General features: G+C 59.9%; 25 protein-coding genes and 1 pseudogene. 19 read left to right on the forward strand and 7 right to left on the reverse strand.

Going from position 1 to position 25,366, the window contains the following annotated elements:
- The first annotated feature begins 114 nt into the window (after positions 1-114).
- The 8 genes from JWS10_RS15745 (at position 115) to JWS10_RS15780 (ending at position 8,026) form a co-directional block, all read left to right on the forward strand.
- A complete protein-coding gene (locus JWS10_RS15745; RefSeq protein ID WP_299508809.1) occupies positions 115-2,397 on the forward strand; it encodes a bifunctional salicylyl-CoA 5-hydroxylase/oxidoreductase in 2,283 nt (760 codons plus the stop codon).
- Entirely contained in the window at positions 2,394-3,134 is a 741-nt protein-coding gene (locus JWS10_RS15750) for an SDR family NAD(P)-dependent oxidoreductase (protein ID WP_299508810.1), read from the forward strand. The genes JWS10_RS15745 and JWS10_RS15750 overlap by 4 nt, the downstream gene beginning before the upstream one ends.
- The gene (locus tag JWS10_RS15755) at positions 3,131-3,562 is read left to right on the forward strand and encodes a MarR family transcriptional regulator (protein ID WP_299482205.1); all 432 of its coding nucleotides are present in this window, start codon (positions 3,131-3,133) and stop codon (positions 3,560-3,562) included. The genes JWS10_RS15750 and JWS10_RS15755 overlap by 4 nt, the downstream gene beginning before the upstream one ends.
- Positions 3,559-4,368 carry an enoyl-CoA hydratase family protein gene (locus tag JWS10_RS15760; RefSeq protein WP_299508811.1) on the forward strand — a complete coding sequence of 270 codons (810 nt, stop codon included), beginning with the start codon at positions 3,559-3,561 and terminating at the stop codon, positions 4,366-4,368. Before JWS10_RS15755 ends, JWS10_RS15760 begins: the two co-directional genes overlap by 4 nt.
- 67 nt (positions 4,369-4,435) lie before the next feature.
- Complete coding sequence (locus tag JWS10_RS15765) at positions 4,436-5,572, forward strand: acyl-CoA dehydrogenase family protein (protein WP_299508812.1); 1,137 nt, start codon at positions 4,436-4,438, stop codon at positions 5,570-5,572.
- A complete protein-coding gene (locus JWS10_RS15770) occupies positions 5,569-5,979 on the forward strand; it encodes a thioesterase family protein (protein ID WP_299508813.1) in 411 nt (136 codons plus the stop codon). Before JWS10_RS15765 ends, JWS10_RS15770 begins: the two co-directional genes overlap by 4 nt.
- On the forward strand, positions 5,976-6,380 hold the full coding sequence (locus JWS10_RS15775; RefSeq protein ID WP_299508814.1) for a RidA family protein: 405 nt from the start codon (positions 5,976-5,978) through the stop codon (positions 6,378-6,380). The genes JWS10_RS15770 and JWS10_RS15775 overlap by 4 nt, the downstream gene beginning before the upstream one ends.
- Positions 6,380-8,026, forward strand: coding sequence for an AMP-binding protein (locus tag JWS10_RS15780; protein ID WP_299508815.1), 1,647 nt, complete (start codon positions 6,380-6,382; stop codon positions 8,024-8,026). The genes JWS10_RS15775 and JWS10_RS15780 overlap by 1 nt, the downstream gene beginning before the upstream one ends.
- A gap of 12 nt (positions 8,027-8,038) precedes the next feature.
- On the opposite strand, the gene JWS10_RS15785 is transcribed toward JWS10_RS15780, so the two are convergent.
- Complete coding sequence (locus JWS10_RS15785) at positions 8,039-8,209, reverse strand: hypothetical protein (protein ID WP_299482223.1); 171 nt, start codon at positions 8,207-8,209, stop codon at positions 8,039-8,041.
- A gap of 258 nt (positions 8,210-8,467) precedes the next feature.
- On the opposite strand from JWS10_RS15785, the gene JWS10_RS15790 reads away from it, so the two are divergent.
- The 3 genes from JWS10_RS15790 to JWS10_RS15800 all read left to right on the forward strand — a co-directional run bounded on the left by JWS10_RS15790 (position 8,468) and on the right by JWS10_RS15800 (position 11,764).
- Positions 8,468-9,109 (forward strand): protein-L-isoaspartate O-methyltransferase, encoded by a 642-nt coding sequence (locus JWS10_RS15790; protein ID WP_299508816.1) that lies wholly within the window; start codon positions 8,468-8,470, stop codon positions 9,107-9,109.
- Between the two features lie 93 nt (positions 9,110-9,202).
- Positions 9,203-10,597, forward strand: a complete 1,395-nt coding sequence (locus tag JWS10_RS15795; RefSeq protein WP_299508817.1) for a TolC family outer membrane protein — start codon at positions 9,203-9,205, stop codon at positions 10,595-10,597.
- Between the two features lie 243 nt (positions 10,598-10,840).
- Positions 10,841-11,764, forward strand: a complete 924-nt coding sequence (locus JWS10_RS15800; protein ID WP_299508818.1) for a hypothetical protein — start codon at positions 10,841-10,843, stop codon at positions 11,762-11,764.
- Positions 11,765-11,871: 107 nt separating this feature from the next.
- Here JWS10_RS15800 and JWS10_RS15805 read toward each other — a convergent pair whose 3' ends face one another.
- Positions 11,872-12,198, reverse strand: coding sequence for a DUF6280 family protein (locus JWS10_RS15805; RefSeq protein ID WP_299482235.1), 327 nt, complete (start codon positions 12,196-12,198; stop codon positions 11,872-11,874).
- Positions 12,199-12,414: 216 nt separating this feature from the next.
- Between JWS10_RS15805 and efp the strand changes: the two genes are divergently transcribed.
- Together efp and JWS10_RS15815 are read left to right on the forward strand one after the other, a co-directional pair.
- The gene (gene efp, locus JWS10_RS15810; RefSeq protein WP_299482238.1) at positions 12,415-12,978 is read left to right on the forward strand and encodes an elongation factor P; all 564 of its coding nucleotides are present in this window, start codon (positions 12,415-12,417) and stop codon (positions 12,976-12,978) included.
- A 66-nt stretch (positions 12,979-13,044) separates the two neighbouring features.
- The gene (locus JWS10_RS15815; RefSeq protein ID WP_299508819.1) at positions 13,045-13,860 is read left to right on the forward strand and encodes an inositol monophosphatase; all 816 of its coding nucleotides are present in this window, start codon (positions 13,045-13,047) and stop codon (positions 13,858-13,860) included.
- An 83-nt stretch (positions 13,861-13,943) separates the two neighbouring features.
- Here JWS10_RS15815 and JWS10_RS15820 read toward each other — a convergent pair whose 3' ends face one another.
- Positions 13,944-14,693: a folate-binding protein gene (locus JWS10_RS15820; RefSeq protein WP_299508820.1), complete on the reverse strand. Its 750-nt coding sequence runs from the start codon at positions 14,691-14,693 to the stop codon at positions 13,944-13,946.
- Between the two features lie 3 nt (positions 14,694-14,696).
- Positions 14,697-16,457, reverse strand: a complete 1,761-nt coding sequence (locus JWS10_RS15825; protein WP_299508837.1) for an ABC transporter ATP-binding protein — start codon at positions 16,455-16,457, stop codon at positions 14,697-14,699.
- 268 nt (positions 16,458-16,725) lie between these two features.
- On the opposite strand from JWS10_RS15825, the gene JWS10_RS15830 reads away from it, so the two are divergent.
- The 3 genes and pseudogenes from JWS10_RS15830 to JWS10_RS15840 all read left to right on the forward strand — a co-directional run.
- Positions 16,726-17,934 (forward strand): aminotransferase class V-fold PLP-dependent enzyme, encoded by a 1,209-nt coding sequence (locus JWS10_RS15830; RefSeq protein WP_299508821.1) that lies wholly within the window; start codon positions 16,726-16,728, stop codon positions 17,932-17,934.
- Positions 17,935-18,155: 221 nt separating this feature from the next.
- The gene (locus tag JWS10_RS15835; protein WP_299508822.1) at positions 18,156-18,578 is read left to right on the forward strand and encodes a GFA family protein; all 423 of its coding nucleotides are present in this window, start codon (positions 18,156-18,158) and stop codon (positions 18,576-18,578) included.
- 74 nt (positions 18,579-18,652) lie between these two features.
- Positions 18,653-19,270 (forward strand): annotated as a pseudogene (locus JWS10_RS15840) (Stf0 family sulfotransferase); the annotation flags it as partial.
- A 358-nt stretch (positions 19,271-19,628) separates the two neighbouring features.
- On the opposite strand, the gene JWS10_RS15845 reads toward JWS10_RS15840, so the two are convergent.
- Positions 19,629-20,543: a DMT family transporter gene (locus tag JWS10_RS15845; RefSeq protein WP_299508823.1), complete on the reverse strand. Its 915-nt coding sequence runs from the start codon at positions 20,541-20,543 to the stop codon at positions 19,629-19,631.
- A 218-nt stretch (positions 20,544-20,761) separates the two neighbouring features.
- Here JWS10_RS15845 and JWS10_RS15850 point away from each other — a divergent pair, with 218 nt between their 5' ends.
- From JWS10_RS15850 to JWS10_RS15860, 3 genes are all read left to right on the forward strand, one after another.
- Complete coding sequence (locus tag JWS10_RS15850) at positions 20,762-21,541, forward strand: gamma-glutamyl-gamma-aminobutyrate hydrolase family protein (RefSeq protein ID WP_299508824.1); 780 nt, start codon at positions 20,762-20,764, stop codon at positions 21,539-21,541.
- Between the two features lie 85 nt (positions 21,542-21,626).
- Positions 21,627-22,160 carry a flavodoxin domain-containing protein gene (locus JWS10_RS15855; protein ID WP_299508825.1) on the forward strand — a complete coding sequence of 178 codons (534 nt, stop codon included), beginning with the start codon at positions 21,627-21,629 and terminating at the stop codon, positions 22,158-22,160.
- A gap of 61 nt (positions 22,161-22,221) precedes the next feature.
- A complete protein-coding gene (locus JWS10_RS15860) occupies positions 22,222-22,905 on the forward strand; it encodes a D-lyxose/D-mannose family sugar isomerase (protein WP_299508826.1) in 684 nt (227 codons plus the stop codon).
- 124 nt (positions 22,906-23,029) lie between these two features.
- On the opposite strand, the gene JWS10_RS15865 is transcribed toward JWS10_RS15860, so the two are convergent.
- Both JWS10_RS15865 and kynA read right to left on the reverse strand, forming a co-directional pair.
- The gene (locus JWS10_RS15865; RefSeq protein WP_299508827.1) at positions 23,030-24,166 is read right to left on the reverse strand and encodes a L,D-transpeptidase family protein; all 1,137 of its coding nucleotides are present in this window, start codon (positions 24,164-24,166) and stop codon (positions 23,030-23,032) included.
- A 274-nt stretch (positions 24,167-24,440) separates the two neighbouring features.
- Positions 24,441-25,283: a tryptophan 2,3-dioxygenase gene (kynA, locus tag JWS10_RS15870; RefSeq protein ID WP_299508838.1), complete on the reverse strand. Its 843-nt coding sequence runs from the start codon at positions 25,281-25,283 to the stop codon at positions 24,441-24,443.
- Positions 25,284-25,366: the final 83 nt, after the last annotated feature.

Genomic DNA, 25,366 nt, shown 5'->3' on the forward strand with positions numbered 1-25,366 from the left:
TGCGGGGTGGGCGGGAAAATTCAAGCTAGAAATTTCAAGCTTGAAATTGTTTTGTCATGGTGGCAGGCTGAGGCAAACGTCTTGGCGGGCCAAAACGTATTGGAGGGGTTTTCGATGAAGGTTCTGTGTTTGGGCGGCGGTCCGGCGGGTCTGTATTTTGCGATCTCTATGAAGTTGCGCGATGCCTCCCACGAAGTCGTGGTGATGGAGCGTAACAAGGCCAATGACACCTTCGGCTGGGGCGTGGTGTTGTCGGATGATGCGCTGGGGCGGATGGCTAAGAACGATCCGGTTTCAACGCAGGCCATTCGCGATCAATTCGCCTATTGGGACGATATTGCGGTGGTGCATAACGGCGTGCGCACGGTGTCGGGCGGGCATGGTTTCGCGGGTATTGGGCGCAAAGCGATGTTGGTGCTGCTGCAAGCGCGGGCGCGGGAATTGGGCGTCGATCTGCGATTTGAGACCGAGTTCAAGTCGGCGGAGGAGTATCGTCGCGAATACGATCTGGTGGTGGCGACGGACGGGATTAACTCGCTGGTTAGGCGCGAATATGCTGAGGTGTTCCAACCCGATATTGATGTGAGGAAGTGCAAGTTTGTTTGGCTCGGCACCCATGCCAAGTTCGATGATGCGTTCAGCTTTATCTTCGAAAAGACCGAATACGGCTGGGTCTGGGCGCATGTTTACCAGTTTGACAAGGATACCGCGACCTTCATCGTCGAGTGCAGCCCTGACACGTGGGAGCTGTGGGGCTTTGAGGAGATGTCGAAAGAGGAAACCGTTGAGACTTGCCGGAAGATCTTTGAGAAGCATCTCGGCGGCCATGATCTGATGTCGAACGCGGCGCATTTGCGCGGCTCAGCGGTGTGGATGCAGTTCCCGCGGGTGATCTGTGCGCAGTGGTATCACGAGAATGTCGTGCTGATGGGCGATGCGGCGGCGACGGGGCATTTCTCAATCGGGTCCGGAAGCCGCTTGGCGTTTGATAGCGCGATTGCTTTGGCGGAGTATTTGCACTCGGAGCCGACCATGCAGGCGGCGTTTGAACGCTATCAGGCAGAGCGGCGGGTGGAAGTTTTGCGACTGCAATCGGCGGCGCGCAATAGCCTTGAGTGGTTTGAGGAGGTCGAGCGTTATCTCGATATGCCCGCGCCGCAGTTCGCTTATTCGCTGCTGACCCGTTCGCAGCGCATCAGCCATGAAAATCTGCGGATGCGCGATCCGGCTTGGTTGCGCTCTGCTGAGGATTGGTTTGCGGCGCAATATGGTGGGCAGCCGGGCCGTGCGCCGATGTTTACGCCTTTCCAACTGCGTGGGCTAACGCTGGAAAACCGCATTGTGGTGTCGCCGATGGCGCAGTATCGCGCGGTGGAAGGTGTGCCCGGGGATTGGCATTTCGTCCACTATGCCGAGCGGGCAAAGGGTGGCGCTGGGCTGGTTTATACCGAGATGACTTGCGTGTCGGCGAATGGCCGGATCACGCCGGGTTGCACCGGGCTTTACACGCCGAAGCACGAACTCGCGTGGAAAAAGATCAACGATTTCATCCATGCCGAAACGAAGGCGAAGACCTGCTGCCAGATCGGGCACTCGGGGCGCAAGGGCTCAACACAAGTGGGTTGGGCCGATGCCGATGCGCCGCTGGTGTCGGGGAATTGGCCGTTGCTGAGTGCGTCGGCGATCCCGTGGCAGCCGGGCAATGCCACGCCGAAAGCCATGGACCGCGATGATATGGACAGCGTTTTGCGCCAGTTCATCAAGGCGACTGAGATGGCCGAGGGCGCGGATTTCGACATGATCGAGCTGCACGCGGCGCATGGTTATCTGATCTCGTCGTTCATCTCGCCGTTGTCGAATGTGCGGACCGATGAATACGGCGGCAGCTTGGAAAATCGGATGCGCTACCCGCTGGAAGTGTTCCGCGAAATGCGGCGCTATTGGCCGGGGCATAAACCGATGGCGGTGCGTATTTCGGCGCATGACTGGGCAGAGGGTGGCGTGACGCCTGCGGAGGCTGTGCTGATCGCGCAAATGTTCGCAGCGGAAGGTGCTGATATTATTGACGTATCGGCGGGGCAAACCTCGACTGAGGCGAAACCGGTTTATGGCCGGATGTTCCAGACGCCGTTCAGCGACCGCATCAAGAATGAAGCTGGTTTGGCGACGATGGCGGTGGGCAACATCACCGAAGCCGATCAGGTGAACCAGATTTTGCTGGCGGGGCGGGCGGATTTGGTCTGCTTGGCACGGGCGCATTTGGCTGACCCGTATTGGACTTTGCATCAATCGGTGGCGCTCGGCGATACTGGCACCACATGGCCAAAACCGTATTATGCGGGCCGTGATCAGGCGCAGCGTTTGGTGCAAAAATCAGAAGGCACAATACGAGTATGACGCTGGCTGGCAAACGTGTGCTGATCACTGGCGGAGGCTCCGGCGCGGGCGAAAACCTCGCGCTGGGCTTTGCGCAGGCTGGGGCCGAAGTGGTGATCGCGGGGCGCCGCTTGGATGCGTTGCAGGCAGTTGTGTCGCGCGCGCTGGGGATACGGGCGGTGCAGGCGGATGTGACGGATGAAGCCTCGGTGCGGGCGATGTTTTTGGCTGCGGGACCATGTGATGTGGTGATCGCCAACGCCGGGGCTGCGGATTCCACGGTGATGGCGAAAACCTCGCTGGCACAGTGGAATGCGATGATTGCGGTGAACCTGACGGGGGTGTTTTTGACGCTGCGCGATGGGCTGAACCAAATGCCGGGGTGGGGGCGGCTGATTTCGGTAGCTTCGACTGCGGGGCTGAAGGGCTATGCCAAGGTCGCACCCTATGCTGCGGCAAAGCATGGTGTGATTGGGCTAACGCGTTCATTGGCCTTGGAAATTGCTAAGCGTCCGGTGACGGTGAATGCGATTTGCCCGGGGTTTCTGGATACGCCGATGACCGATCATTCGGTGGAGGTGATTGCCGAGAAGACCGGGAAAACTTTGGAGGAAGCCCGGGCGGTTTTGGCCGGATTGAACCCGCAGGGGCGGTTGATTGCGCCTTCGGAAGTCACTGCGATGGCTTTGTTTCTCTGCGGGCCGGGCTCTGAAGGCATCAACGGGCAGGCGTTAACCATTGCCGGGGGTGAGTTGTGAGTGAGCTGTCAAAACGTCGGCTGAAAATGTGGATCAGGATGCTCGGGGTGACGCGGGCCTCGGAAAGCCATCTGCGTGAGTTTTTGCGGCTGAAGCACGACACCACTTTGCCGCGTTTTGACGTGCTGGCGGCGCTGTATCGCAAGCGCGATGGCGTGACGATGAGCGAGTTGTCGCGAATGCTGCTGGTTTCAAACGGCAATGCGACGGCGGTGGTGGATCGGCTGGAAAAAGACGGCCTCGTGCTGCGCACCCAAAGCGATCAGGACCGCCGCACGGTGTTCGTGGCGCTGACGCCGCAGGGTTTGGCGAACTTTGAAGGGCTGGCAAGCGACCATGAGCGCGCCGTGGACCGGCTGTTTGGCGGGCTGACCGAAGCGGATTTGGACAGTCTGACCGAGATTTTGAAAAGGATGGGTAAGGCATGAAACTCGCGGATTTTAAGCCTGCGCATTTCCTGTGGGAGGTTTCGGACCGGGTGGCGGTGCTGCGGCTGAACCGGCCTGATCGCAAGAACCCGCTGACGTTTGACAGCTACGCCGAGTTGCGCGACCTGTTCCGCGATCTGGTTTATGCGGATGATGTCGATGTGGTGGTGTTTGCGTCGAACGGCGGCAATTTCTGTTCGGGCGGCGATGTGCATGAGATCATCGGGCCGCTGATCGGGCTGCCGATGAAGGATTTGCTGGCGTTCACCCGGATGACCGGGGATCTTGTCAAGGCGATGATTTCATGCGGAAAACCGGTGATTGCGGCGGTGGATGGCGTGGCAGTTGGGGCAGGGGCGATCATCGCTATGGCCGCCGATCTGCGGCTCGCGACGCCGGAAGCCAAATGCGCGTTCCTGTTCACGCGGGTCGGTCTGGCGGGCTGCGATATGGGCGCTTGTGCGATGCTGCCGCGGATTATCGGGCAGGGTCGGGCGGCGGAACTTTTGTATACCGGGCGCGTGATGACGGCGCTTGAGGGCGAGCGTTGGGGGTTTTGGAACGCTTTGCATCAGGCCGATGCGCTGGAGGCCGAGGCGATGGTTTTGGCACGGCGCTTGGCGGCGGGACCGACCTTTGCGCATAGCGTGACCAAGGCGCAGCTGTTGCAGGAATGGGATATGGGGCTGATGGCTGCGATTGAAGCCGAAGCGCAGGCTCAGGCGATCTGTATGCAGACACGCGATTTTGAGCGGGCGTATCGGGCGTTCGTGGCAAAGGAAAAGCCGGTTTTCGCGGGGGATTAAGGCGCTTGCTTGCGAGCCCCGGGGCGCTGCCGCGGACCCTGGGATGTTTAAGCGCAGAGGATGAGCCGTGTCAGATCAAAGCTTCCTAAGCTGGCCGTTTTTTGAGGATCGTCACCGGGCATTGGCGACGGCTTTAGAGGCTTGGGCTTCGGTGCATCTGCCCGTCGATCACACCGACGTCGATGCGGCTTGCCGGGGGCTGGTAGCGATGCTTGGCGCGGGCGGTTGGTTGCAACATTCGGGCGCGGGTGCGGGCGAAAAGCTGGATGTGCGCAGCTTGTGTCTGATCCGTGAGACTTTGGCGCGGCATGATGGCTTGGCGGATTTTTCCTTTGCGATGCAGGGGCTTGGCATGGGGGCGGTGTCGCTGTTTGGCAGTGACGTGCAACGCGAATGGTTGGGGCGGACGCGGGCGGGGACGGCCATTTCGGGGTTTGCGCTGACCGAGCCTATGTCGGGTTCTGATGTGGCTGCTACGGCGACGACGGCTGTGCGCGGGCAGGGCGGTTGGGTGCTGAACGGCGAGAAAACCTATATCTCGAACGGCGGGATTGCCGATGTTTATGTGATTATTGCGCGGACAGGTGAGGCTCCGGGCGCGAAAGGGTTGTCGGCGTTTTTGCTGCCAGCGGATACCCCGGGGCTGTCTGTGGTGGAGCGGATTGAGGTGATCGCACCGCATCCGCTCGCGCATTTGGCTTTGCGCGATGTGATCTTGCCGGATACCGCGCTGATCGGGCGGGCGGGCGATGGTTTCAAGATCGCGATGTCGGTGCTGGATGTGTTTCGATCAACCGTTGGCGCGGCGGCTTTGGGCTTTGCGCGTCGGGCGCTGGATGAGGCTTTAACGCGGGTGAAATCTCGGCGGATTCAAGGGGCGGCGCTGGCTGAACTGCAGATGGTGCAGGGGCATCTCGCGGATATGGCGTTGCAGGTCGATGCGAGCGCCTTGCTGATTTACCGGGCGGCTTGGGTGAAGGATCAGGGCGCGGCTCGGGTCAGTCGTGAGGCGGCTATGGCGAAGTTATACGCGACGGAAGCGGCGCAGAAGGTGATCGACATGGCTGTGCAATTGCATGGCGGCGACGGGGTGCGGCATGGCTTCGCGGTTGAGGCTTTATACCGCGAAATCAGGGCGTTGCGGATATATGAGGGCGCGTCTGATGTGCAGCGCATCGTGATCGCTCGGAGCATTTTGGGATGAGTTATACGCGGCTGATCCAGATCGAGTTCAACCACTGCGACCCTGCAGGCATTGTGTTTTATCCACGTTATTTTGAGATGACCAACTCGGTGGTTGAGAACTTTTTCAACGATGTGGTGGGGCGCAGTTTTGCCTCGATGCATCGCGGTGCGCAGAACGGCGTGCCCACGGTTTCGCTTGCTGCGGAGTTTGCAGCGCCCTCGCGGCTTGGCGATAAAGTGTTGTTTTCGCTGGTCATTGAAAAGCTGGGCCGGTCCTCGGTGGCTTTGAAAATTGAGGGCCATATGGCTGAGGAACTGCGGCTGCGGGTGGCGCTGACGCTGGTATGGATTGACGGCATGAAATCGGCAGCTTGGCCTGATGCGATGCGGCAACGTTTGACGGAATATATGGAGGAGGCGGCATGAGCCATGAGGTTTTGCACCCGAAAAACTGGAAGGCCGCGCGGGGATATTCCAATGGCATGGCCGCTTCGGGGCGGATGGTTTTCACGGGTGGGCTAATAGGCTGGAACGCCGATCAGGAGTTTGAAACCGACGATTTCGTCGGCCAAGTTGAAGCGGCGTTGCGAGGCATAGTCGAGGTTCTCGCCTGCGCCGGGGGCAAGCCGGAGCATCTTGTACGTTTGACCTGGTATGTGACAGACAAGCAAGAGTATTTGAGCAATCTCAAAGGCTTGGGAGAAGTTTATAAAGCGGTGATCGGGCGGCATTATCCGGCGATGGCGCTGGTTCAAGTGGTGGCTTTGGTTGAAGACCGCGCGAAAGTTGAGATTGAGGCGACGGCTGTTATACCGGAGGGCGTGTGATGGCTGAGGTGTCAAAGCGCGCACAACAACTCGGGCCGTCGGGCCACAGCGATACCTTCACCCGGGATCGTTTACCGCCTGCCGATCAGCAGCCAGATTTCTTGCTGGATGGCTTTGACTACCCAGATTACCTGAATGTCGGCGTCGAGTTGACCGATAAAATGGTCGAAAAGGGCTTTGGTGATCATACCGCTTTGATAGGCAACGGGCGGCAGCGCACTTATAAGGAACTCACCGATTGGTCCAATCGGTTGGCTCATGTGCTGGTTGAAGATTACGGTGTAAAGCCCGGTAATCGCGTGCTAATTCGGTCAGCCAACAATCCAGCAATGGTGGCGTGCTGGCTGGCTGCGACCAAGGCGGGGGCGGTGGTGGTTAACACCATGCCGATGCTGCGGGCGGGTGAGCTGGCGCAGATTGTTGATAAAGCCGAGATCGCTTTGGCTTTGTGCGATACGCGATTGATGGAGGAACTGGTGGCTTGCGCCAAGACCTCGGGCTTTTTGAAAACCGTGGTTGGGTTTGATGGCACGGCGAACCATGATGCGGAACTTGATCGCGCGGCTTTGTCGAAATCTGTGCGGTTTACCCCGCCACCCGTCGGGCGCGATGACGTGGCGCTAATCGGATTTACCAGCGGCACCACTGGCGAGCCGAAGGGCGCGATGGCGTTTCACCGCGATATCCTCATCATTGCAGACGGTTACGCCAAAGAGGTGCTGAACGTCACGCCAGGGGACGTTTTCGTAGGCTCGCCACCGCTTGCGTTCACCTTCGGGTTGGGCGGGCTCGCAGTGTTTCCGTTACGGTTTGGCGCTGCGGCGGCTTTGTTGGAGCAAGCAACGCCCGCCAATATGATCGAGCTGATCAAGACCCATAAAGCCACGGTGTGTTTCACGGCCCCGACGGCATATCGGGTGATGTTGAAGGCGGTGGCGGAAGGCGCGGATTTGTCTTCATTGCGGGCGGCGGTCAGCGCGGGCGAAACTCTGCCCGCCCCGGTTTACGACGAATGGATTGCCAAGACTGGTAAGCCGATGCTCGATGGCATCGGGGCCACCGAAATGCTGCATATTTTCCTGACCAATCGGTTTGACGATCACCGTCCGGGGTGCACAGGGCGTCCTGTCACCGGCTATGAAGCGCGCGTTGTTGGGCCGGATATGGCGGAATTGCCGGCTGGAGAGGTCGGGCGTTTGGCGGTGCGCGGGCCGACCGGCTGCCGCTACTTGGCAGATGTGCGCCAAGAGAAATACGTACGAGACGGCTGGAACCTGACCGGGGACAGCTTTTGGATGGATGACGAGGGCCGGTTTCACTTCGCGGCACGCTCAGACGATATGATTATCTCGGCTGGATATAATATCGCCGGGCCGGAAGTCGAGGCAGCGCTTTTGGCGCATCCTGATGTGCTGGAATGTGCGGTGATCGGACGGGCAGATGAGGAGCGTGGCCAAATCGTTGAAGCGCATGTGGTGCTGACGCAGGGCTGTGTTGGCGATGCGCTGATGATCAGGGCGCTGCAAGACCATGTGAAGCGGGTGATCGCGCCGTATAAATATCCTCGCAACGTGGTGTTTGTAGCGGCGCTGCCGAAGACACAGACCGGTAAGATCCAGCGATTTCGCCTGCGCGACGGCGGTTGACGAGCGGCGGCGCTAATGCACTGCGGCCGTGCGGATGATCGGCCATCCGGGGCGCGACGGGGTGGGTGCTGGGCTTTGCGCCGCCTGTTCTATACTGGCGCAAAGGCTGATCTCGCGGGCTTTAAGCCGCGCGACCGCGGCGCGGATTTCAGATAACTCATCGGCAGGGCTAAGGTTTTGCATCGAAATTCCTCGTGACGGCATTGATCTCGGATCATGCGGTTAGAAGATTAATGATCGGTTGCGATCAATGCCTGCGCAGCAAAAACAGACGCGCGCGCAGCCAGCGGCACCCAATCAATGCTGATTTTGGCGGCAGCGAAGCCGCTGAAGCGACACCAGCGCATCACATTCGGAGGCTTGTTGCGATGGGGCGTTGCTCTGTTGGATCAGATGTGGCAAGAGGAAAGAGACGCAAACTAGACTGGTGAGTTTAGACAGATGAGCGATTTTTCTGCCCGCCGCGTGATGATGGTCGACACCCAAGTCCGCCCTTCTGATGTCACGAAATTTCCGATCATCGAGGCTATGCTTTCGGTGCCACGCGAAGCCTATGTGCCGCTTGCCAAGGCGGAGGCTGCTTATGTCGGGGAAAACCTTGATATTGGTGGTCGGGTGATGGTGGAGGCCCGCACTTTGGCGAAGATATTGGATGCGCTTGACGTGCAGCCAACCGACCGCGCTTTGTATGTTGCGGGCGGATTGGGGTATGGCGCGGCTGTGCTTGCGCGGATGCTGACCTCGGTCGTGCTTTTGGAAACTGAGGCATTGGCTGCAGCGGCGCAGGCCAGTTTGGCGGCACAGGCTGTGTCGAACGTAACGGTGGTGAGCGGCCCGCTAGAGACAGGCGCTCCGGGCTCTTACGATGTTATCATAGTTGAAGGCGGCGTGCAGGACGTGCCCGAGGCTTTGCTAGCGCAATTGGCCGAAGGTGGCCGGATTGCCGCGATTTTCATGCAGGGCGCGTTGGGCTTGGTGAAAATTGGCCATAAAAACGATGGTCGGGTAAACTGGCGGTTCTCGTTCAACGCCACGGCTCCGGTGCTGGCTGGCTTTGCGAAAGCTCCGGCCTTTGCGCTTTAACAAATTAGCTGTACCTTAGGTGTGACGACCGGCCGGACTTGGCCGCTTACAACAAGCGCAAAATGCGCAGCTACATAATTATATGAGGTCGTAATGCAGAAGTTTTGGGCAGTAGTGTCGGTGACAGCAGCAATGGTGGCGGCACCTGTCGCACAGGCTGAGACTTTGGCGGATGCGCTGATCTCGGCGTATAAGACTTCACATTTGCTGGACAGAAACCAAGCGGTGTTGCGGGCGGCGGACGAAGATGCGGCGGTGGCTTTGGCGCAGCTGCGTCCGGTGATCACCTTTGCGACGCAGGCGAGTTGGACCAAGCTGGACAACGCTTTTAGTCGCCCGGTGTTCGGGCCCCCGATCGGACCTTTGTATACCGAGTCGACCGATGCTTCGGCGGCCCTTACGGCGTCGTTCCTGATTTATGCCGGTGGGCGCGGCCAGATGGCGTTCGAAGTGGCGAAGGAAAGCGTGCTCTCAACTCGCGCGGCTTTGGTCAACCTTGAGCAACAAGTCTTGCTGGATGCGGTTTCGGCCTATGTTGATGTGCGTTTGCAGGCGGAGATCGTGGCGTTGCGCCAATCCAACGTGCGGCTGATTTCGCAAGAACTGCAGGCTGCGCGTGACCGTTTTGAGGTCGGCGAAGTGACGCTGACGGATGTGTCGCTCGCCGAAGCGCGCAGGGCTGCTGCGCAATCCGGGTTAGCTGCGGCGGAAGGTGCGCTGGAAGTGGCGCGCGAGCGTTACAAGGCGGCGATTGGGCACTACCCGAACAATCTTCAGGGTCTGCCGCGGTTACCGAAAGCGCCGAACTCTGAAGAAGCCGCGAAAGCCATTGCTGTGCGCAATCATCCGGTGATCAACCAAGCCGGGCATGAAGTGAGGATCGCTGACATCCGGGTTAAAATTGCCGAGGCGGCGTTCCTGCCGACCGTGAGCAGTTCGGTATCGGTGACGGAAGATTGGCTGTCGGGTGAGGGCAACGCTGTTGCTGGCATCACCTTCAGCGATACGATTTATCAGGGCGGTGAACGTTCGGCGCTGTATCGCCGCGCGCTTTCCAGCAAGGAAGCCTCTGCGGCGGGACAGTTGCAAGCCGTGGTCGACGTAACCGAAGCTGTCGGGCAGGCTTGGTCGAATGTGATCGTGCAACAAGCCTCGATCCAAGCGGGCAGTTTGCAAGTGGTAGCGGCGCAAAAAGCTTTTGAAGGTGTGCGCGAAGAAGCAACTTTAGGCGCGCGTACCACGCTTGATGTGCTGAACGCCGAGCAAGAATTGCTGAACGCACGCGCCGACAAGCTACAATCCGAGGCCAGCCGTTATGTTGGCATTTATCAACTGCTTTCCAGCATGGGCCAGTTGACCGCCGAACAGCTGAACCTTGGCATTACGACCTATGACCCAGATGCGTATTATAACGCCGTCAAGAAAGCACCGCTGACTTCGACGCGCGGCAAACGGCTGGACAATATCTTGAAAAAGATTGCCAAGTAAACTGACAGGTCTTTGACGTCGCCTGACTGCAAGCTTATGAGAATATCGTTACCCTGTCGGGGATCTCTACAAATGAATAAAAAACGGCCTCTGCCCGGATGCGGTGCAGGGGTCGTTTTCATTAAACTTAGACCTGTTGGGTCGGCTAAATCATACCGATAAATGCGCCTGTTCCTTGTCTTGCGTGGCTTGTGCGGATACACTGACCGCTACAGTTGGGTTCGCGAAGCGTAGGACAGCACCATGGCAGAGGCGTTGAGTTCGACCGAGATTGAAGATGTGCTGTCGTCTATCCGTCGGCTGGTGTCAGACGATACGCGCCAAGCGCCGCGCGCAGGTAGCGCAGCCCCGATCGCCGATAAATTAATTCTCACCCCGGCGTTACGGGTGGTACAAAGCGCCCGCGTGCCAGTCAGCGATGGTACGGCAAGCACGGCGAAGGTGAGCAACGCTGCGGCGGCTGGCACGGTTCGGGCTAAGGACGTCAGAGCAAACCCGCCTCCAACCGATACCGCGCCACTGCCGATGTTTGTCGCAGCCCTGCGCAGCAAAATGGCAGAGGATGCGCCCGCCACAAGTCTGGGCAGCGTTGTCGCCAGCGTCAGCGCGGCCGTAGATGCAGCCCCGGAAGACTGGGAGGCTGAAACTGGCGATGCGGCACCCCAACATGCGACCGTAGCCGACATTGCCTGGGAGCTTGACGAGGCCGACGCTTATATACTGCACCCGGATGAAAACATCGCCGAAGACACTCCCGAGCCCGAAGATCGTGCTGACGATCAGGCGGCGGGTGGTGACGCTCCGGCAGCCTGGGCGCAACAGGAAGACAGCGGCCAAGATGACGAGATGTTGCAAGATATCGCCCCGGTTATCGACGAACCGGACTCTCTGCAAGGCACGGTAGAGCCCGATCCGCTCTGGGCTGATGCCGCCGAAGCCAGTGTGATCGCGGCCTTGGCAGAGCCCGATACGCGCTCTGCTGAATTGGCAGCAGAAGAAGATTTTGAGCTGGGCATGCGCTTTGATGAAGACGTGCTGCGCGAACTGGTGCGCGATATGTTGCGCGAAGAACTGGCAGGCAAAATGGGCGAACGGATCACCCGCAATATCCGCAAGCTGGTCCGCGCCGAGATTGCACGGGCGTTGGCCACGCAAGATTTTAGCTGACAGCAGCTGCAGACGGGCAGTGCGCCGTACATTCTGACTTACTAAAAAACGCGCCCAAAAGGCGCGTTTTTCTATTCCATTTAGCGAAGTTACCTGACTGCTAAGACTTACGCGGCCTCGGCATGTTCTAACTCTAGCGCGTGGCGGCGCTCAGATTCTTCGCGCGACAGTGCCACCGAAGTGCGCACGCCTTTTGAGACAAATTCCATCAGCCCTTTGACAACACGCTCATTCGGGTCGATCCCGGCGCAGGACAAAACTTCACGGCCGTCCCGCGACCGCGCCCAACGCGCAATCTGATCCGGGCCGTTGCCGTATTTCTTGTCATCTGCAATGGCATCATCCAAAGCAGCCAAAACCACCGCCGCAAAAAGTTTGCGCGCCCGTTGGCCTTGCTCAAAGTTGAAGGCTGTGCTGTCAACCGTACCTAACATCACATCGTCCTTTTTTCTTACTCTTGTATTTCCGTAACTTCCGCGCTTGTAACGTTTTGATTACGATTCGGGGCTTCAACTTTCGCATATCTGTCATGCGTATGTAGCATGGCTTGAGAAAGTTTATACTGTATCTAGTCGCCTTGCTCGCAACCCAGACCCGATATATAGGGTGATCTCAAATCTCTTCAACCTTTTGACAAGGTTTTAACACAAATGCCTAAAATTAACGGAAATGAAATCAAACCGGGCTTCATCGTGGAACACGACGGCGGCCTGTGGGCTGCGGTTAAGGTCAACCATGTAAAACCGGGCAAGGGCGGCGCTTTCGCCCAAGTTGAGCTGAAGAACCTGCGCGATGGCCGCAAGTTGAACGAGCGGTTCCGTTCGGAAGACAAGGTAGAGCGCGTTGAGTTAGAGAACAAAGACCAGCAGTTTTTGTATGAGACCGACGGGCGCTTGGTTTTCATGGATTCCGAGACCTACGAGCAGGTAGAGATTGATGCGGAATTGCTCGGCGACCGCCGGGCGTTCCTGCAAGATGGCATGATGGCGACGGTGAACTATTTCGGCGAAGAACCACTGAACGTCACATTGCCGCAAAAAGTGCGCTGTAAAGTGGTCGATACCGAGCCGGTGCAAAAGGGCCAGACTGCGACGAGCAGTTTCAAGCCTGCCATCCTTGACAACGGCGTGCGGATTATGATCCCGCCGTTCATCGGGCCGGACGAAGATATCATCGTGCATACCGAACTGATGGAATATTCGGAACGCGCTTAAGATTGGCGCGATTTTGACAATATTAGGGCCGTCCCGTGTGGGCGGCCTTTCATTTGGAGGCAGGCGATGGACGTGGTGTTGCAGGCGGTGCGGGCAGCGGCGAAGGCGGCGGTTCTGCCGAGGTTTCGCAGTTTGGGCGCAGGGGATGTGGCGCAGAAAACCGATTTTGCCGATCTGGTAACGGTTGCTGATACCGAAGCCGAGGCGATGATTGTCGCAAGTTTGGCGCAGTCTTGGCCTGAGGCGCGGGTGCTGGGGGAAGAGGGTGTGGCCGCTGATCCTAGCCTTCGTGCAGCTATGGCGGGGTCCGGGTGGCAGGTGATCGTCGATCCGGTTGATGGCACTTGGAACTTCGCCAAGGGGATTGCGACATTTGGTATGATCGCCGTGGCGGTGCAAGATGGCGTGACGCGCTATGGCTTGCTGTATGATCCGCTTCTGGACGATTGGATTGAGGTGACGGCGGGTGGCCCTGCGCGATTTGTACAGTCGGATGGGCGGGCACAGGTGTTGGCTGTGTCTAGGGTAAGCGACCCCGCCCAGATGTGCGGCTTCATCCCGGTGGGGTTATTTGCGCCGGATCGAAAGCGCGCGGCAGTGTTGGCGGGGCTTGGCTATGGTCGCGTCACCAGCCTGCGCTGCTCGTGCCATGAGTACCGGCTGATGGCGCAGGGGCATGTGGAATTTGTAATCTCGGGCCCAGAGCCGCATCCGTGGGACCATGCGGCGGGGGTGCTGGCGGTGCAAGCGGCGGGCGGTGTGGCGCGGTTTCTGGGTGGCGCGGAGTATGATCTGGCGCGCAGGGCGGGGGTGTTGGTGGTCGCCAATTCGGAAGCGACGTGGAGCCGGGTGGCGCGGGATTATGCGGCGCTGGCGGGATGATCCAGCAACGTTGCGCCTGAGGCATCTGGAGAATCGCTCCGCGGGGGATATTTTTGCAGAGAGGATGACCTTGAGGCAGGGTTTCACATCGAGATTTTGGCGGTGCCTGCGGTGAGGTTGTCGGCGCGATCAAAGCGCAGGTAAGCGATGGCGCGGTTGCCTGATTGGGTGAAAAGGGTACCTGCGGGTTTGTCGCCTTGCAGGATCGGGGTGCCTGCCGGGGCCGCGCCCTCGATGGTGACTGTGACCAGACCCTTTTTCAATTCGGTTTTGTGCTTCATCCGGGCGGTGACTTCTTGGCCGACATAGCAGCCTTTGCGGAAATCGACGCCGTGTAGACGCTCAAACCCGGATTCGAGCAGGTAGCTGTCGTCGGGGATCAACTCTATTCCGGTCTCGGGGATGCAATGCGCGACGCGAATGGCGTCCCAGTCAATCTCGGGCGGACCACCCGGCGCACCATAGCCGCGCCAGCCGAGGGCAGGGTGGCGAGGGTCGGCGATGGCTCCGGGAGGTGCTGCGCCAAGCCCGCGCGATACGGTCAGCGATGCGGCGGCGAACTGCACATCGGCGCGCAGGCGGTACATCGAGAGACGGCGGATGGTGGCTTCTGCGATGCTGTCTTTGATGTCGAGCAGCAGGCGGTCGCCTTGTGCCACCAGAAGGAAATCGGCAAGATATTTGCCCTGCGGCGTCAGCAAAGCCGCCCAAACCGCCCCATCACCGCGCCCAAGTGGCAATACGTCATTGCTGACCATGCCTTGCAGAAAGCTCAGACGATCCGCCCCGGTGACGGTATAGACGCGGCGGTCGGCGGCGGTTTCGCCCAACATTTTTCAGTCCTTAAATTGCAGGCGGTATAGCCCGGCATAAACCCCGCCCAGAGTTAGCAGTTGGTCATGCGTTCCGGTTTCAACAACCCTGCCTTTGTCTATCACTACGATTTTGTCGGCATCGCGCACCGTGGCAAGCCGGTGTGCGATCACCAAAGTCGTGCGGCCTTGGCTGCCCATGGCCAGCGCCTCGGCCACAATGGACTCGGATTGCGCATCCAGGGCTGAGGTTGCTTCATCCAGCAGCAGCACTGGCGCATCTTGCACCAAAGCCCGCGCAATTGCGACGCGCTGCCGCTGACCGCCCGACAAAGCCGAGCCACGCGGGCCAACCGGGGTTTGCAAACCGTTCGGCAGGGCAGGCAAGAAGTCGGCGACATGCGCGGCATGCAATGCGGCATCCAGTGCCGCCGGGGCGATGTTGCGGCCAAGCGCGATATTCTCGGCGAGCGTTTCATCGAACAGCGCGGAATCTTGGGTGACTGTGGCAAACAGCCCGCGCTGATCGGCGAGCGACAGGCCGGAAGCCGCAACGCCACCAATTAAGATGACGCCGCTGCCGGGTTCCAACAATCCGGTCAGCAGGTGGAACACTGTGCTTTTACCGGCACCAGACGAACCGACCAGCGCCGTGGTGCGGCCAGCCTCAGCCGTGAACGACAGCCCGCGCAGCACGGGTTGATCGCCATGCGCAAAGTTGACGTCCTCAAAGCGGATTTCTGGCGCGCCAGGGGCGGGCACAGCGATGCTGACGACGGGGCGGGGATAGGCGGGGCGCGCATCAAACAGCGCGTAGATGCGTTCGAGACTGGCGGCGGCGATCTGCCAAGTGCCTGCCATTTCGCCCAATCGACGCAGGGGTTGAAAGGTTAGCGACATCGCGGTGAAGAAGGACATGAAATCGCCGGTGGTGCGCTGGCCGGACGAAATCTCATTGCCTGCCATCAGCAGCACCGCGAAAAACCCAAGCCCTGTCACCAGATCAATCATCCCCGGCATCAGGCTGCGGCCAAACACCGAACGCACCTCGGCGCGGCGGATCGAAGTCAGCACGGCGCGGAAACGCTTGGTTTGATAGTCTTCCATCCGGTTCAGCTTTACGGCGGTGATGCCGTGGAAAATCTCATCAAGCCGCGTGGCGCGCTGGCCCGCTTGATTGCGCAGCTCTTTCGATTTGCGCCGCACGTAGCGTTGCAACAACGAGGCGGGCAGGATCAGCAACGGCGCGCCAATCAGCGCGGCAAGCGTCCATTGCGGATCAATCGACACTGCCACTGCCAGCAAAACCACAAGCCCCAGCAAGTCACGGCCGACGCCAGTGACCAAAGTGCTCCAAATCCCTTGCACCGCGTTGGTGTCGCCCTGCACGCGTTCAATCAGCACGCCGGGAGGGTTGGTTTGGAAGAAAGGCGCATCCAGCGTCAGGATATGGCGCAGCAGGTCGGATTGCATCGCCGCCGATACCCGCTGCGAAATCGACCAAATCAATGTGCGTGATATAACCACGGTGAAGGCACGCGCCGCGAACAGGCCGAAGATCGCAAAGCCGACGCCATAAAGTGCGGCTTCTCCGCCGGGAGTGAACACCACATCGAACAGCGGTTTCAGCAGGTAGGACAAAGCACCAAGCGCGCTGCCCTCGACGATCATCAGCAGCAAACAGGCGAGGATGCCCAAAGTGTGCTTATGGATGTAACCGCGCCAGAAGCGTCGGAACAGGTTTGGGTTCGGCAGGCTGACTTTCGGCAAGCTGGGGTCTGGCAATTCGGCATTCGAAAGGTCGGATTCTGCCAGACCGCTATTCGGCAGGCCGTCATGCGGCAGGCCGTTACTCGGCAGACTGTTACTCGGCAGACTGGGGCTGGCGGGGGGCAAAACGAGCACCTTCAGTTGCGATTGGCTGGTTTGGTCTAACTTGCGCGGGCGGTGAGGGCAAGCGTGGCTGGTCTTGGTTGCCGGATCAGTGGCCACTGGCGATTGACGAAGCTTGGGGCCGCAGATAGCCATATGAGGTTTGTAATTGGAGCCTGACATGACCCTAGCCAACGGCCGTCCTTACCTTGCGATTCCCGGACCCTCGGTGATGCCCGACCGGGTGTTGGCGGCGATGCACCGGGCGGCGCCGAATATCTATGAGGGCGGCTTGTATGATCTGGTGGCGTCACTCTGGCCAGATCTGAAGACGGTGGCGGGGACGAAAGGCTCGGTGGCGGCTTATATCGGCAATGGTCATGCGATTTGGGAGGCCGCCAACGCGAATATGTTCTCGCGCGGGGAAAAGGCGTTGGTGCTGGCGACGGGGCAGTTTGGGCTGAGTTGGGCCAATTCGGCGCGCGCGATGGGGATTGAGGTGGAGGTGCTGGATTTCGGCAGATCCGCGCCGGTCGATATGGCGCGGGTGGAGGCTGTGTTGCGGGCCGATAAGGCGGGGCGGATCAAGGCGGTTTTGACGACGCAGGTGGATACCGCCTCGACAATCCGCACCGATGTGGCGGCGTTGCGGGCGGTGATGGATCAGGCTGGGCATGGGGCATTGCTGGCGGTGGATTGCATCGCCTCGCTCGGCTGCGATGAATACCGGATGGATGATTGGGGCGTCGATGTCACGGTGGCCGCCAGCCAAAAGGGGCTGATGACGCCGCCGGGGATGGGGTTCGTCTGGTTTTCCGATAAGGCGCGGGCGCGCACGTTGGGGGCGGATTTGCGCACGCCTTATTGGGATTGGACGCCGCGGGCGGATGCGGAGGAGTTTTGGCAGCTTTGGAATGGCACCGCGCCGACGCATCATTTGTATGGGCTGCGCGAGGCTTTGACGATGATCTTGGACGAGGGCCTGCCTGCGGTCTGGGCGCGGCATGATTGTTTGGCCCGGACGGTTTGGGCGGCGTTTGATTGTTGGTCGGCGGGGCACGCGGCGATTGCGATGAATGTGGCGGACCCCAAAGATCGGGGGCGGTCGGTGACGGCGGCTCGGTTTGGAGCACCTCACGCGACGCGGCTGCGGCAGTGGTGCGAGCATCGGGCGGGGGTGACTTTGGGGATCGGGCTTGGGATGGCTTTGAGTTCAGAGCCAGCTTACCACGGGTTTTTGCGGGTGGCGCATATGGGGCATGTGAACGCTCATATGACTTTGGGGGCGCTGGCGGTGATGGAGGCAGGGATGATCGCTTTGGATATTCCGCATGGGCCGGGGGCGCTTGGCGCGGCGGCTGGCGTGGTGGCTGCGGGGGCTGGGGTTTGAAGTGGCCACGCGTGGCGGGATTTGGCCCTAGCAATATCAAGGGGTTATGGGGTGGGTGTTAAGCGAATTTTAACGATTGGCGCTCAAGGGTGGGGCGATCTCGGCCCCCATCGAGGGGGCTCTCAATCGCGCTGCCGGGGTTTGATTTGCGGCGGGGCTTGGGCGTTGTTTGGATTTAGCTGGCGTGGTTAGAATGCTGAAAACGGCTGGAGGATATGTTGATGGATCAAGATAATGCGCCGCATCTTGCGTCGTGCCACTGCGGAGCTGTGCAGTTTCGGGTTCAGTTGAGTGACGGCTTTAACACGATCCGCCGTTGCACCTGCTCGTATTGTCGGATGCGCGGGGCCGTCACCGCGACGGCGCGGGAAGGTGGCATTGTGTTTGTGCAAGGTGAGGACAACCTGAGCTTTTACCAGTTCAACACCCACACCGCGCAGCATTATTTCTGCAAGACCTGCGGCATCTACACCCATCATCGCAGGCGTTCCAATCCGAAGGAATTTGGTATCAACGTCGCCTGTCTCGCCGGGGTGTCGCCGTTTGATTTTCCAGAAGTGCTGGTGATGGATGGGGTGGTGCATCCGTTGGACGGTGATGGTCGGGATCGGGTGGCAGGGGTGCTGCGGTTTTCGGCGGGTTAATCGGGGGCGAGATGGCGGCACTGAGTTACATCATTTGCGGCACGCCGCGCAGTGGCAGCACTATGCTGTGCGATATGCTGACTGCCACCGGCGTGGCGGGGGCACCGGATTCGTTTTTTATGAGTGAGGTTGATCCAGTCTGGGCTGCGGTTTGGGGATTGCCTTCGCGGGGTGGGTCGAGCCGTGAGGTCTATGCCGCAAGCTATCTGCGGGCGGCGATTAAGGCTGGGACAGGCGAAACTGCGGTGTTTGGCTTGCGGCTGATGCAAAAGGATTTGGCTGATTTATTGCGGATGATTGCAGTGGTTTATCTTAGTGAGCCGTCGGACGCTGCGCGGCTGCGGGCGGCATTTGGCGAGGTGCGATATATCCATTTGAGCCGCGAAGATAAGCTGGCGCAGGCGGTGTCGTGAGTCAAGGCTGAGCAGACCGGGTTGTGGCATATCGGGCCTGACGGGCCGGAATTGGAACGGCTGCACCCGCCCGCAGCACCGCAGTATGATTTTGCGCGGATCAGGTCGGTGCTGGCGGAGTTGCAGCGGTTTGATGCGGATTGGCTGCGCTGGTTTGAGGCGGAGGGGATCGCGCCGCTGCGGGTGCGTTATGAGGATTTGGCGGCTGATCCGTTGGTGCAGGTCGCGCGGATTTGTGCGGCGTTGGGGCTGGTGATGCCTGAAAACGGCGAGTTGAAGCCGGGGGTTGCGAAGTTGGCGGACGCGGTGAGCGCGGGCTGGATTGAGCGGTATCGGTTGGAGCTGCGCTCTAGCACCTCATCGGTCAGCGCAAGGTAATCTATCAAGCCTCGAGGCTTACCGATCTTTGCCATCTTTGAGAGATGAGGTTTGAGTGGTCGTTCGGGGCGGCCTCGGCCCCCATCGAGGGGGCGCTTGGCCGCGCTGCCGGGAGTTGCATTTCGGCGGGAGTGTGCGGGGTTATGTGCGCCTCCGGCGGGAATATTTGGGCCAATGTGAAATTGGGAGGCTGGATCTATGGAAGTCTTGAATTAAATTAACGGGTTACTTGGTAATATTAATGTCGGCTGGCAACGTCTTACGGTTGCTCGATGGCGTCGGGTGTGGCGCGGGTGCGCTCGGTTAGGGTGATGTAGAGCGCGCAGGCGATCAGGACGGCGACGCCTAGGAAGGTGAGTGCATCGGGGAAATCGCCGAAGAAATACCAGCCGACGGCGGTGGCGATGATCATCTCAGTATAGGCCAGCGGGGCGAGCAACGAGGCTTCGGAATAGTCATAAGCGCGCACGATCAGATAGTGGCCGAAGGTGGCGATGGTGCCTAATCCTGCGAACATCAGCCATTGTGTAGGGGTGGGGTGGTGCCAGATCAGCGGCATGGTCAGGGTCATAAACGCAGCGCCGATGACGTTGGTTTGGAAGGTGGTGACCATCGCCGGGGCTTGGCCGGAGATTTTTCGCGTCATCACGAAGTAAATCGCGAGGAAGGTTCCTGCGGCGAGGGCGAGCAGGCTACCGGGGTTGAGGGCGACAAAACCGGGGCGGATGATGATTAATGTGCCGATGAAACCGACGGCGACGGCGGCCCAGCGGTTGCGGCCAACGCTCTCTTTCAGCACCAGCGCAGATAGCACGGTGACGACCAGCGGTTGCACGAAAAAGATCGCCAGCGCGTCGGCGATCGGCAGGTATTTCAGCGACAGGAAAAAGCAGAACGTCGCGAGGATCAGGAAGCCGGCGCGAAAGCTGTGGTAGGCCGGGCGTTTTGGGATCAGGCCGCGCGGGCCGTTGTGGGAAAGCGCGAAGGGCAGGGCGACGAGGGCTCCGATCGTCAGACGGGCCCAGACGATTTGCAGCACCGGCACGTTTTGCTGGCCGAGGAACTTGGCTAACACGTCGATGAAGGGCAGGCTCGCCATCGCGCCGAGCATGAAGGCGACGCCGATCAGCGGGGCTGCGGCGGTTTTGCTTGCGGTGGTGCGGGCGGTTGGCATCTGCGATCCTGCTGCGACTTGGCTTTGCATAGGGCGGGCGCAAGGGGCGGTCCAGCGCGTTTGCGACATTTACGGGCGCAGGCTGCGGCGATTTGGCAGGGCGAGTGCTGCAATTACAGGCAGATGTGATGCGTTATGGCAGTGCAAGTGGCTTTCGCGCTTCATCTTGCTCTGCGCGCTGCTATGATGGTGAGGCAGATTGTTACAGCAGGCCCATCATGCTCCATGCCCCGCGCCGCCCCGTTGTGGGGATTATCGGCAACGCTCATCTGATGAACGACCGTTATGAGGTTCATGCCGCCGGGCATATCAACTCTGAGGCGGTGGCAGAGGTTGCGGGCTGCGTGCCGCTGATCGTGCCTGCGGACCCGCGCTTTGTGTCGGTCGCCGATCTGATGGCGGTGTGCGATGGGTTTTTGCTGACCGGGGGCCGCCCGAATGTGCATCCTGACGAGTATGGCGAGGCGGAAACCCCGGCGCATGGCGCGTTTGACCGTGGCCGCGATGCGATCACGCTGCCGCTGATCCGGGCATGTGTCGAAAGCGGGCAGCCGTTTTTCGGGGTATGCCGGGGATTTCAAGAGGTCAACGTCGCGATGGGCGGCTCGCTTTATCCGGAAATCCGCGATCTGCCCGGGCGCACGAACCATCGGATGCCGCCGGATGGCACGATGGAGGAGGTGTTTGCGCATCGCCATGTGGTGAAGTTTACCGAAGGCGGGGTGTTTGCGCGGCTGATGGGGGCGTCTGAAGTGATGACCAACACGCTGCATGGGCAGGGCGTGGCGCGGGCGGGGGCGCGGATCGTGATTGACGGCGTGGCACCGGATGGCACGCCGGAGGCGCTTTATGTCAAGGATGCGCCGGGGTTCACGCTGTCAGTGCAGTGGCATCCGGAGTGGAACGCCGCGAATGATCCGGTGTCGCGACCGTTGTTCACTGCGTTTGGCGATGCGGTGCGGGCTTGGGCGGTTGGGGCTTGTGCGGTGCGGGGCTGAGCGGGCGGGCGTTGATTGCGATTGCGATACATCAAGGCGGTGGTGCGCGTGTCGCGTAGACTGAACTCTCCGACAGGAGAGCGGTATGAAAATATTCGTAGGTTACGCCAGCACTGAGGGTCAAACCCGCAAGATCTGCCGTTTTGTCGCCGATCATCTGGTCGATGTCGGACACAGCGTCGAGTTGTTGGATGTTGATGCGGCGGAGGGGCTGGATATGGCGCGATTCGATCGGGTGATATTGGCCGGATCGCTGCATTTGAAGCGGTTTCAAAGCAGTCTCGATGGCTTTGTGCGGGCCAATGCGGCGGTGCTGGCCGCGCTTCCGTCATTGTTCTTGGCGGTGTCGCTGGCGGCGGCGGGCGATGATGCCGAAGATTGGCAGGGTTTGCGCGAATGTATGGCGCAGTTTTGTGCCGACGTGCGGTGGCAGCCTGCGCGGGTCGAGCACGTTGCCGGAGCGTTTCGCTTTACCGAATATGACTTCTTTAAATCACTGGCGATGCGTTATGTGGCGCGGCAGCGGGGGCAGGTTGTGGACCCACATGCTGATCGTGAATACACCGACTGGGCGGCGCTGGCGGCCGCCTTGGACGATTGGCTGGGCGGGTCTGCGTGAAGGCTTGAAGCGCGAGGGGCATTCGCTATTGTGCGCGGTGCACAGCAGGGGAGGCAGCACAATGAAACGCTCGCGTATCAATGAGATCATGGCCGGGGCGCAGGAGCTGATCGGGCAATATGGCTTCGTTTTGCCGCCGTTTGCGAATTGGTCTCCGGCGGAGTTCAAGACGAAAAGACCAATTGCGTCTCGGGTGATTGAGGGGCGCTGCGGGTGGGATGTTACCGACTACGGGCAGGGTCGGTTTGATGAGATGGGGCTGTTTTTGTTCACGCTGCGCAATGGCTCTCTGGCAGATCTGCAACGTGGCGGCGGCATGTGTTATGCCGAGAAGCTGTTGATTTCGCGGCAGGATCAGCTTTCGCCAATGCACACGCATGTGATTAAAGCCGAGGATATTATCAACCGCGGCGGGGCCACTTTGATTGTCGAGTTGTATGGCTCGGATGATCAGGGCAACTGGGCGGCCGATAAGGGCGGGCTGGTGCGCTGCGATGGGATTGAGCGGGCGTATAAGCCCGGCGACAAGCTGCGGCTGGCGCCGGGTGAATCTGTGACGCTGATGCCGGGGGATTGGCATGCGTTTTGGGGTGAGGGCGGCGATGTGCTGATCGGCGAAGTCTCGACCGTGAACGACGATGTTACCGACAATATCTTCCGTGAGCCGATTGGGCGGTTTGCGGATATTGAGGAAGACGCAGCGCCTACGCATCTGCTGGTCAGCGATTACGATAAGTGGCTGTGACGCAGGACCGCGATTGAGCAGCTGCGATTAAGCAGGTACTGAGATTAAGCAGATACTTCCATTAAGCATGAAAAAACCCGCCTCAGTTTGAGGCGGGTTTTTGCGTTTAAAGCTGCGTCGCCGCTTAGGATTGCGGGCAGACACCGTTCACCAATGGCGCAGAACATACGGCAGGTTCTGCCGGAGCGGTTGCCGCCGGTTCAGGTGTCACGGCAGGAACCGTAGCTGCTGGTGCTGTCGCAACAGGCGCGGTGGTCGCCGGAGCAGGTGCGACAGGAGCAGCCGTGATCGGGGCCGCCGTCACCGGAGCCATGGTTTCAGCCGGAGCAGTGGTTGCGTCCGGTGCCATGGTTGCCGCAGGAGAAGTTGAGGCGGGAGCCATTGTGTCGGCGGGTGCAGTCGTTGTCGGTGCCATGGTATCGGCCGGCAAAGTGGTGGTCGGTGCCATGGCATCAACAGGCGCTGCAGGCAAAGTCGTGGTGCCCGGCAACACGGTCGGGATGGCGCTTGGCACCGGGGATACAGCCTCAACAGGTGCGGGCTTTTTCTTCTTCGGTGCGGGTGGCGGCAGTTTCAGCTTGTCGGGGTAGGTGCCATCGGCGTTAAGCACCACGACCTTCGCGCCGTCTTGCACGCGGTTATACAGGTCCATCACGTCTTGGTTGATCATGCGGATACAGCCCGACGAGGCGTTTTTGCCGATCGAGAACCATTCTGGCGTGCCGTGAATCCGGTAGCCGTAATCGACGCCATTGGTGGTCAGATACAAAGCGCGCGCGCCAAGCGGGTTGGTCGGGCCGCCGGGCTGGCCTTTTTCCCATTTGGCAAGCTCTGGGTGGCGCTCAATCATTTCTGGCGGTGGCGTCCATTTTGGCCAATGCGTGCGGCTGGTGATATTGGCAACACCCGCCCATTGGAAGCCGGCTTTACCGACCGCGATGCCATAACGCAAAGCGGTGTTTTTGCCGTTGATATAATAGAGGTGGCGCTCAGCCGGGTTGATGATGATGGTGCCAACCGCTTCGTCGCTGGCAAAATCGACCTGCTGCACCTGAAATTCAGCCGGGACTTTCTCCACCGGGACCGTTGGGATGGCGATGCCATCATCGGTGACGCCCATATAGTGCAGGGCGTTATCGGTTGGGATCGGGGCTTGCGCCACGCCGGGGGTTGCCCCGTCCAAAGCCGCACCCGGCACACAAGCCGCGAGGGTCAGCGACAAAGCTGTCGCCGCCAGTAGTTTAACCGTCAAAAAGCGCATCCGTCTGCCCATCACAAAAGGGGGGGCAGTGGAGTGCCGCCCAGATTCTCTTGTAAAGACGCTAGTGGAGGCTAAAAGCAAGGTCAAAGCCCCAAATACGCAATCGTCACCTAATCACAACGTCGTGCGCGGCTCATTTTGTCAAAATCTCATGCGGATCGCGGGCTTAGCGGGTTGCATTCGCCTAGCCGATAGTGTGCAGGCGCGTCAAAGTTTCTTGTTGGGGCGCGTTAGGAGCATGTTGCACCCTGATAAGGAGTGCTGCGTGTAGGTACTAAAGCGTCGTGCGCAGGTGCCAAAGCTCGGGGAACAGCTCAACATCCAGCATCCGGCGCAGATAGCTTACGCCGCCAGTGCCGCCTGTGCCGCGCTTCAGGCCGATTACCCGCTCCACCGTGGTGACATGGTTAAAGCGCCAGCGGCGGAAGTAATCTTCAAAATCCACCAGCTTTTCGGCGAGCTCATAAGCTTGCCAATACTGCGTCGGGTCGCGGTATACGGTTTCCCAAACCAGCTGCACGCCCTCATGCACCGCCCAAGGCTGGCGCAGATCGCGGTTCAGCACGTCTTCGGGCACCGGCAATCCTGCGCGGGCGAGGTGGCGCAGGGCTTCATCGTATAGGCTTGGGCGGGCGAGTTCGGCTTCCAGCAGGGCGGTCAGATCGGCGCGGTGGGCGTGGGGTTTCAGCATGGCGAGGTTGCGGTTGCCGACGGAGTATTCGATCAGGCGATATTGCCAGGATTGGAAGCCTGAAGACTGCCCAAGCCCCTCGCGGAAGGTGGTGTAATCCGACGGCGTCATGGTGCGCAAAACGTCCCAAGCGTTGTTCAGCTGCTCAAATATCCGGCTGATGCGGGCGAGCATCTTGAACGCCTCGGGCGCACGATCAGTCGCGATGGCTTGGCGGGCGGCGTTCAACTCGTGCAGGGCGAGCTTCATCCAGAGCTCCGAGGTTTGGTGCTGGATGATGAACAACATCTCATCATGCGCCGGGGTGAGTTGGCGTTGGGCCGATAGGATCTGGTCGATGTGAAGATAATCGCCGTAGGACATCCGGCCATCGAACGACATTTGCGCGCCCTCGGTGGCCGGGTTGTAGGCGGTGGTGGCGTGCATCGGGCAGCCGGATTGTTCGGCGGCGGAGGTCTCGGCGTTTGTTTTAGGATGGTTGGTCATATCATTCTCTCCTGTCATGGGGT

It is taken from the genome of Cypionkella sp., assembly GCF_028290025.1.
GTDB lineage: Bacteria > Pseudomonadota > Alphaproteobacteria > Rhodobacterales > Rhodobacteraceae > Cypionkella.

Coding starts and splice junctions, on each gene's coding strand:
- JWS10_RS15820 (WP_299508820.1), bottom strand. CDS start 14,693: ATGTTGGGCGAAACCGCCGCCGACCGCCGCGTCTATACCGTCACCGGG.
- JWS10_RS15800 (WP_299508818.1), top strand. CDS start 10,841: ATGGCAGAGGCGTTGAGTTCGACCGAGATTGAAGATGTGCTGTCGTCT.
- JWS10_RS15805 (WP_299482235.1), bottom strand. CDS start 12,198: ATGTTAGGTACGGTTGACAGCACAGCCTTCAACTTTGAGCAAGGCCAA.
- JWS10_RS15860 (WP_299508826.1), top strand. CDS start 22,222: ATGAAACGCTCGCGTATCAATGAGATCATGGCCGGGGCGCAGGAGCTG.
- JWS10_RS15760 (WP_299508811.1), top strand. CDS start 3,559: ATGAAACTCGCGGATTTTAAGCCTGCGCATTTCCTGTGGGAGGTTTCG.
- JWS10_RS15750 (WP_299508810.1), top strand. CDS start 2,394: ATGACGCTGGCTGGCAAACGTGTGCTGATCACTGGCGGAGGCTCCGGC.
- JWS10_RS15855 (WP_299508825.1), top strand. CDS start 21,627: ATGAAAATATTCGTAGGTTACGCCAGCACTGAGGGTCAAACCCGCAAG.
- JWS10_RS15795 (WP_299508817.1), top strand. CDS start 9,203: ATGCAGAAGTTTTGGGCAGTAGTGTCGGTGACAGCAGCAATGGTGGCG.
- JWS10_RS15850 (WP_299508824.1), top strand. CDS start 20,762: ATGCTCCATGCCCCGCGCCGCCCCGTTGTGGGGATTATCGGCAACGCT.
- JWS10_RS15865 (WP_299508827.1), bottom strand. CDS start 24,166: ATGCGCTTTTTGACGGTTAAACTACTGGCGGCGACAGCTTTGTCGCTG.
- efp (WP_299482238.1), top strand. CDS start 12,415: ATGCCTAAAATTAACGGAAATGAAATCAAACCGGGCTTCATCGTGGAA.
- JWS10_RS15780 (WP_299508815.1), top strand. CDS start 6,380: ATGGCTGAGGTGTCAAAGCGCGCACAACAACTCGGGCCGTCGGGCCAC.
- JWS10_RS15775 (WP_299508814.1), top strand. CDS start 5,976: ATGAGCCATGAGGTTTTGCACCCGAAAAACTGGAAGGCCGCGCGGGGA.
- JWS10_RS15830 (WP_299508821.1), top strand. CDS start 16,726: ATGACCCTAGCCAACGGCCGTCCTTACCTTGCGATTCCCGGACCCTCG.
- kynA (WP_299508838.1), bottom strand. CDS start 25,283: ATGCACGCCACCACCGCCTACAACCCGGCCACCGAGGGCGCGCAAATG.
- JWS10_RS15785 (WP_299482223.1), bottom strand. CDS start 8,209: ATGCAAAACCTTAGCCCTGCCGATGAGTTATCTGAAATCCGCGCCGCG.
- JWS10_RS15815 (WP_299508819.1), top strand. CDS start 13,045: ATGGACGTGGTGTTGCAGGCGGTGCGGGCAGCGGCGAAGGCGGCGGTT.
- JWS10_RS15835 (WP_299508822.1), top strand. CDS start 18,156: ATGGATCAAGATAATGCGCCGCATCTTGCGTCGTGCCACTGCGGAGCT.
- JWS10_RS15745 (WP_299508809.1), top strand. CDS start 115: ATGAAGGTTCTGTGTTTGGGCGGCGGTCCGGCGGGTCTGTATTTTGCG.
- JWS10_RS15770 (WP_299508813.1), top strand. CDS start 5,569: ATGAGTTATACGCGGCTGATCCAGATCGAGTTCAACCACTGCGACCCT.
- JWS10_RS15790 (WP_299508816.1), top strand. CDS start 8,468: ATGAGCGATTTTTCTGCCCGCCGCGTGATGATGGTCGACACCCAAGTC.
- JWS10_RS15845 (WP_299508823.1), bottom strand. CDS start 20,543: ATGCCAACCGCCCGCACCACCGCAAGCAAAACCGCCGCAGCCCCGCTG.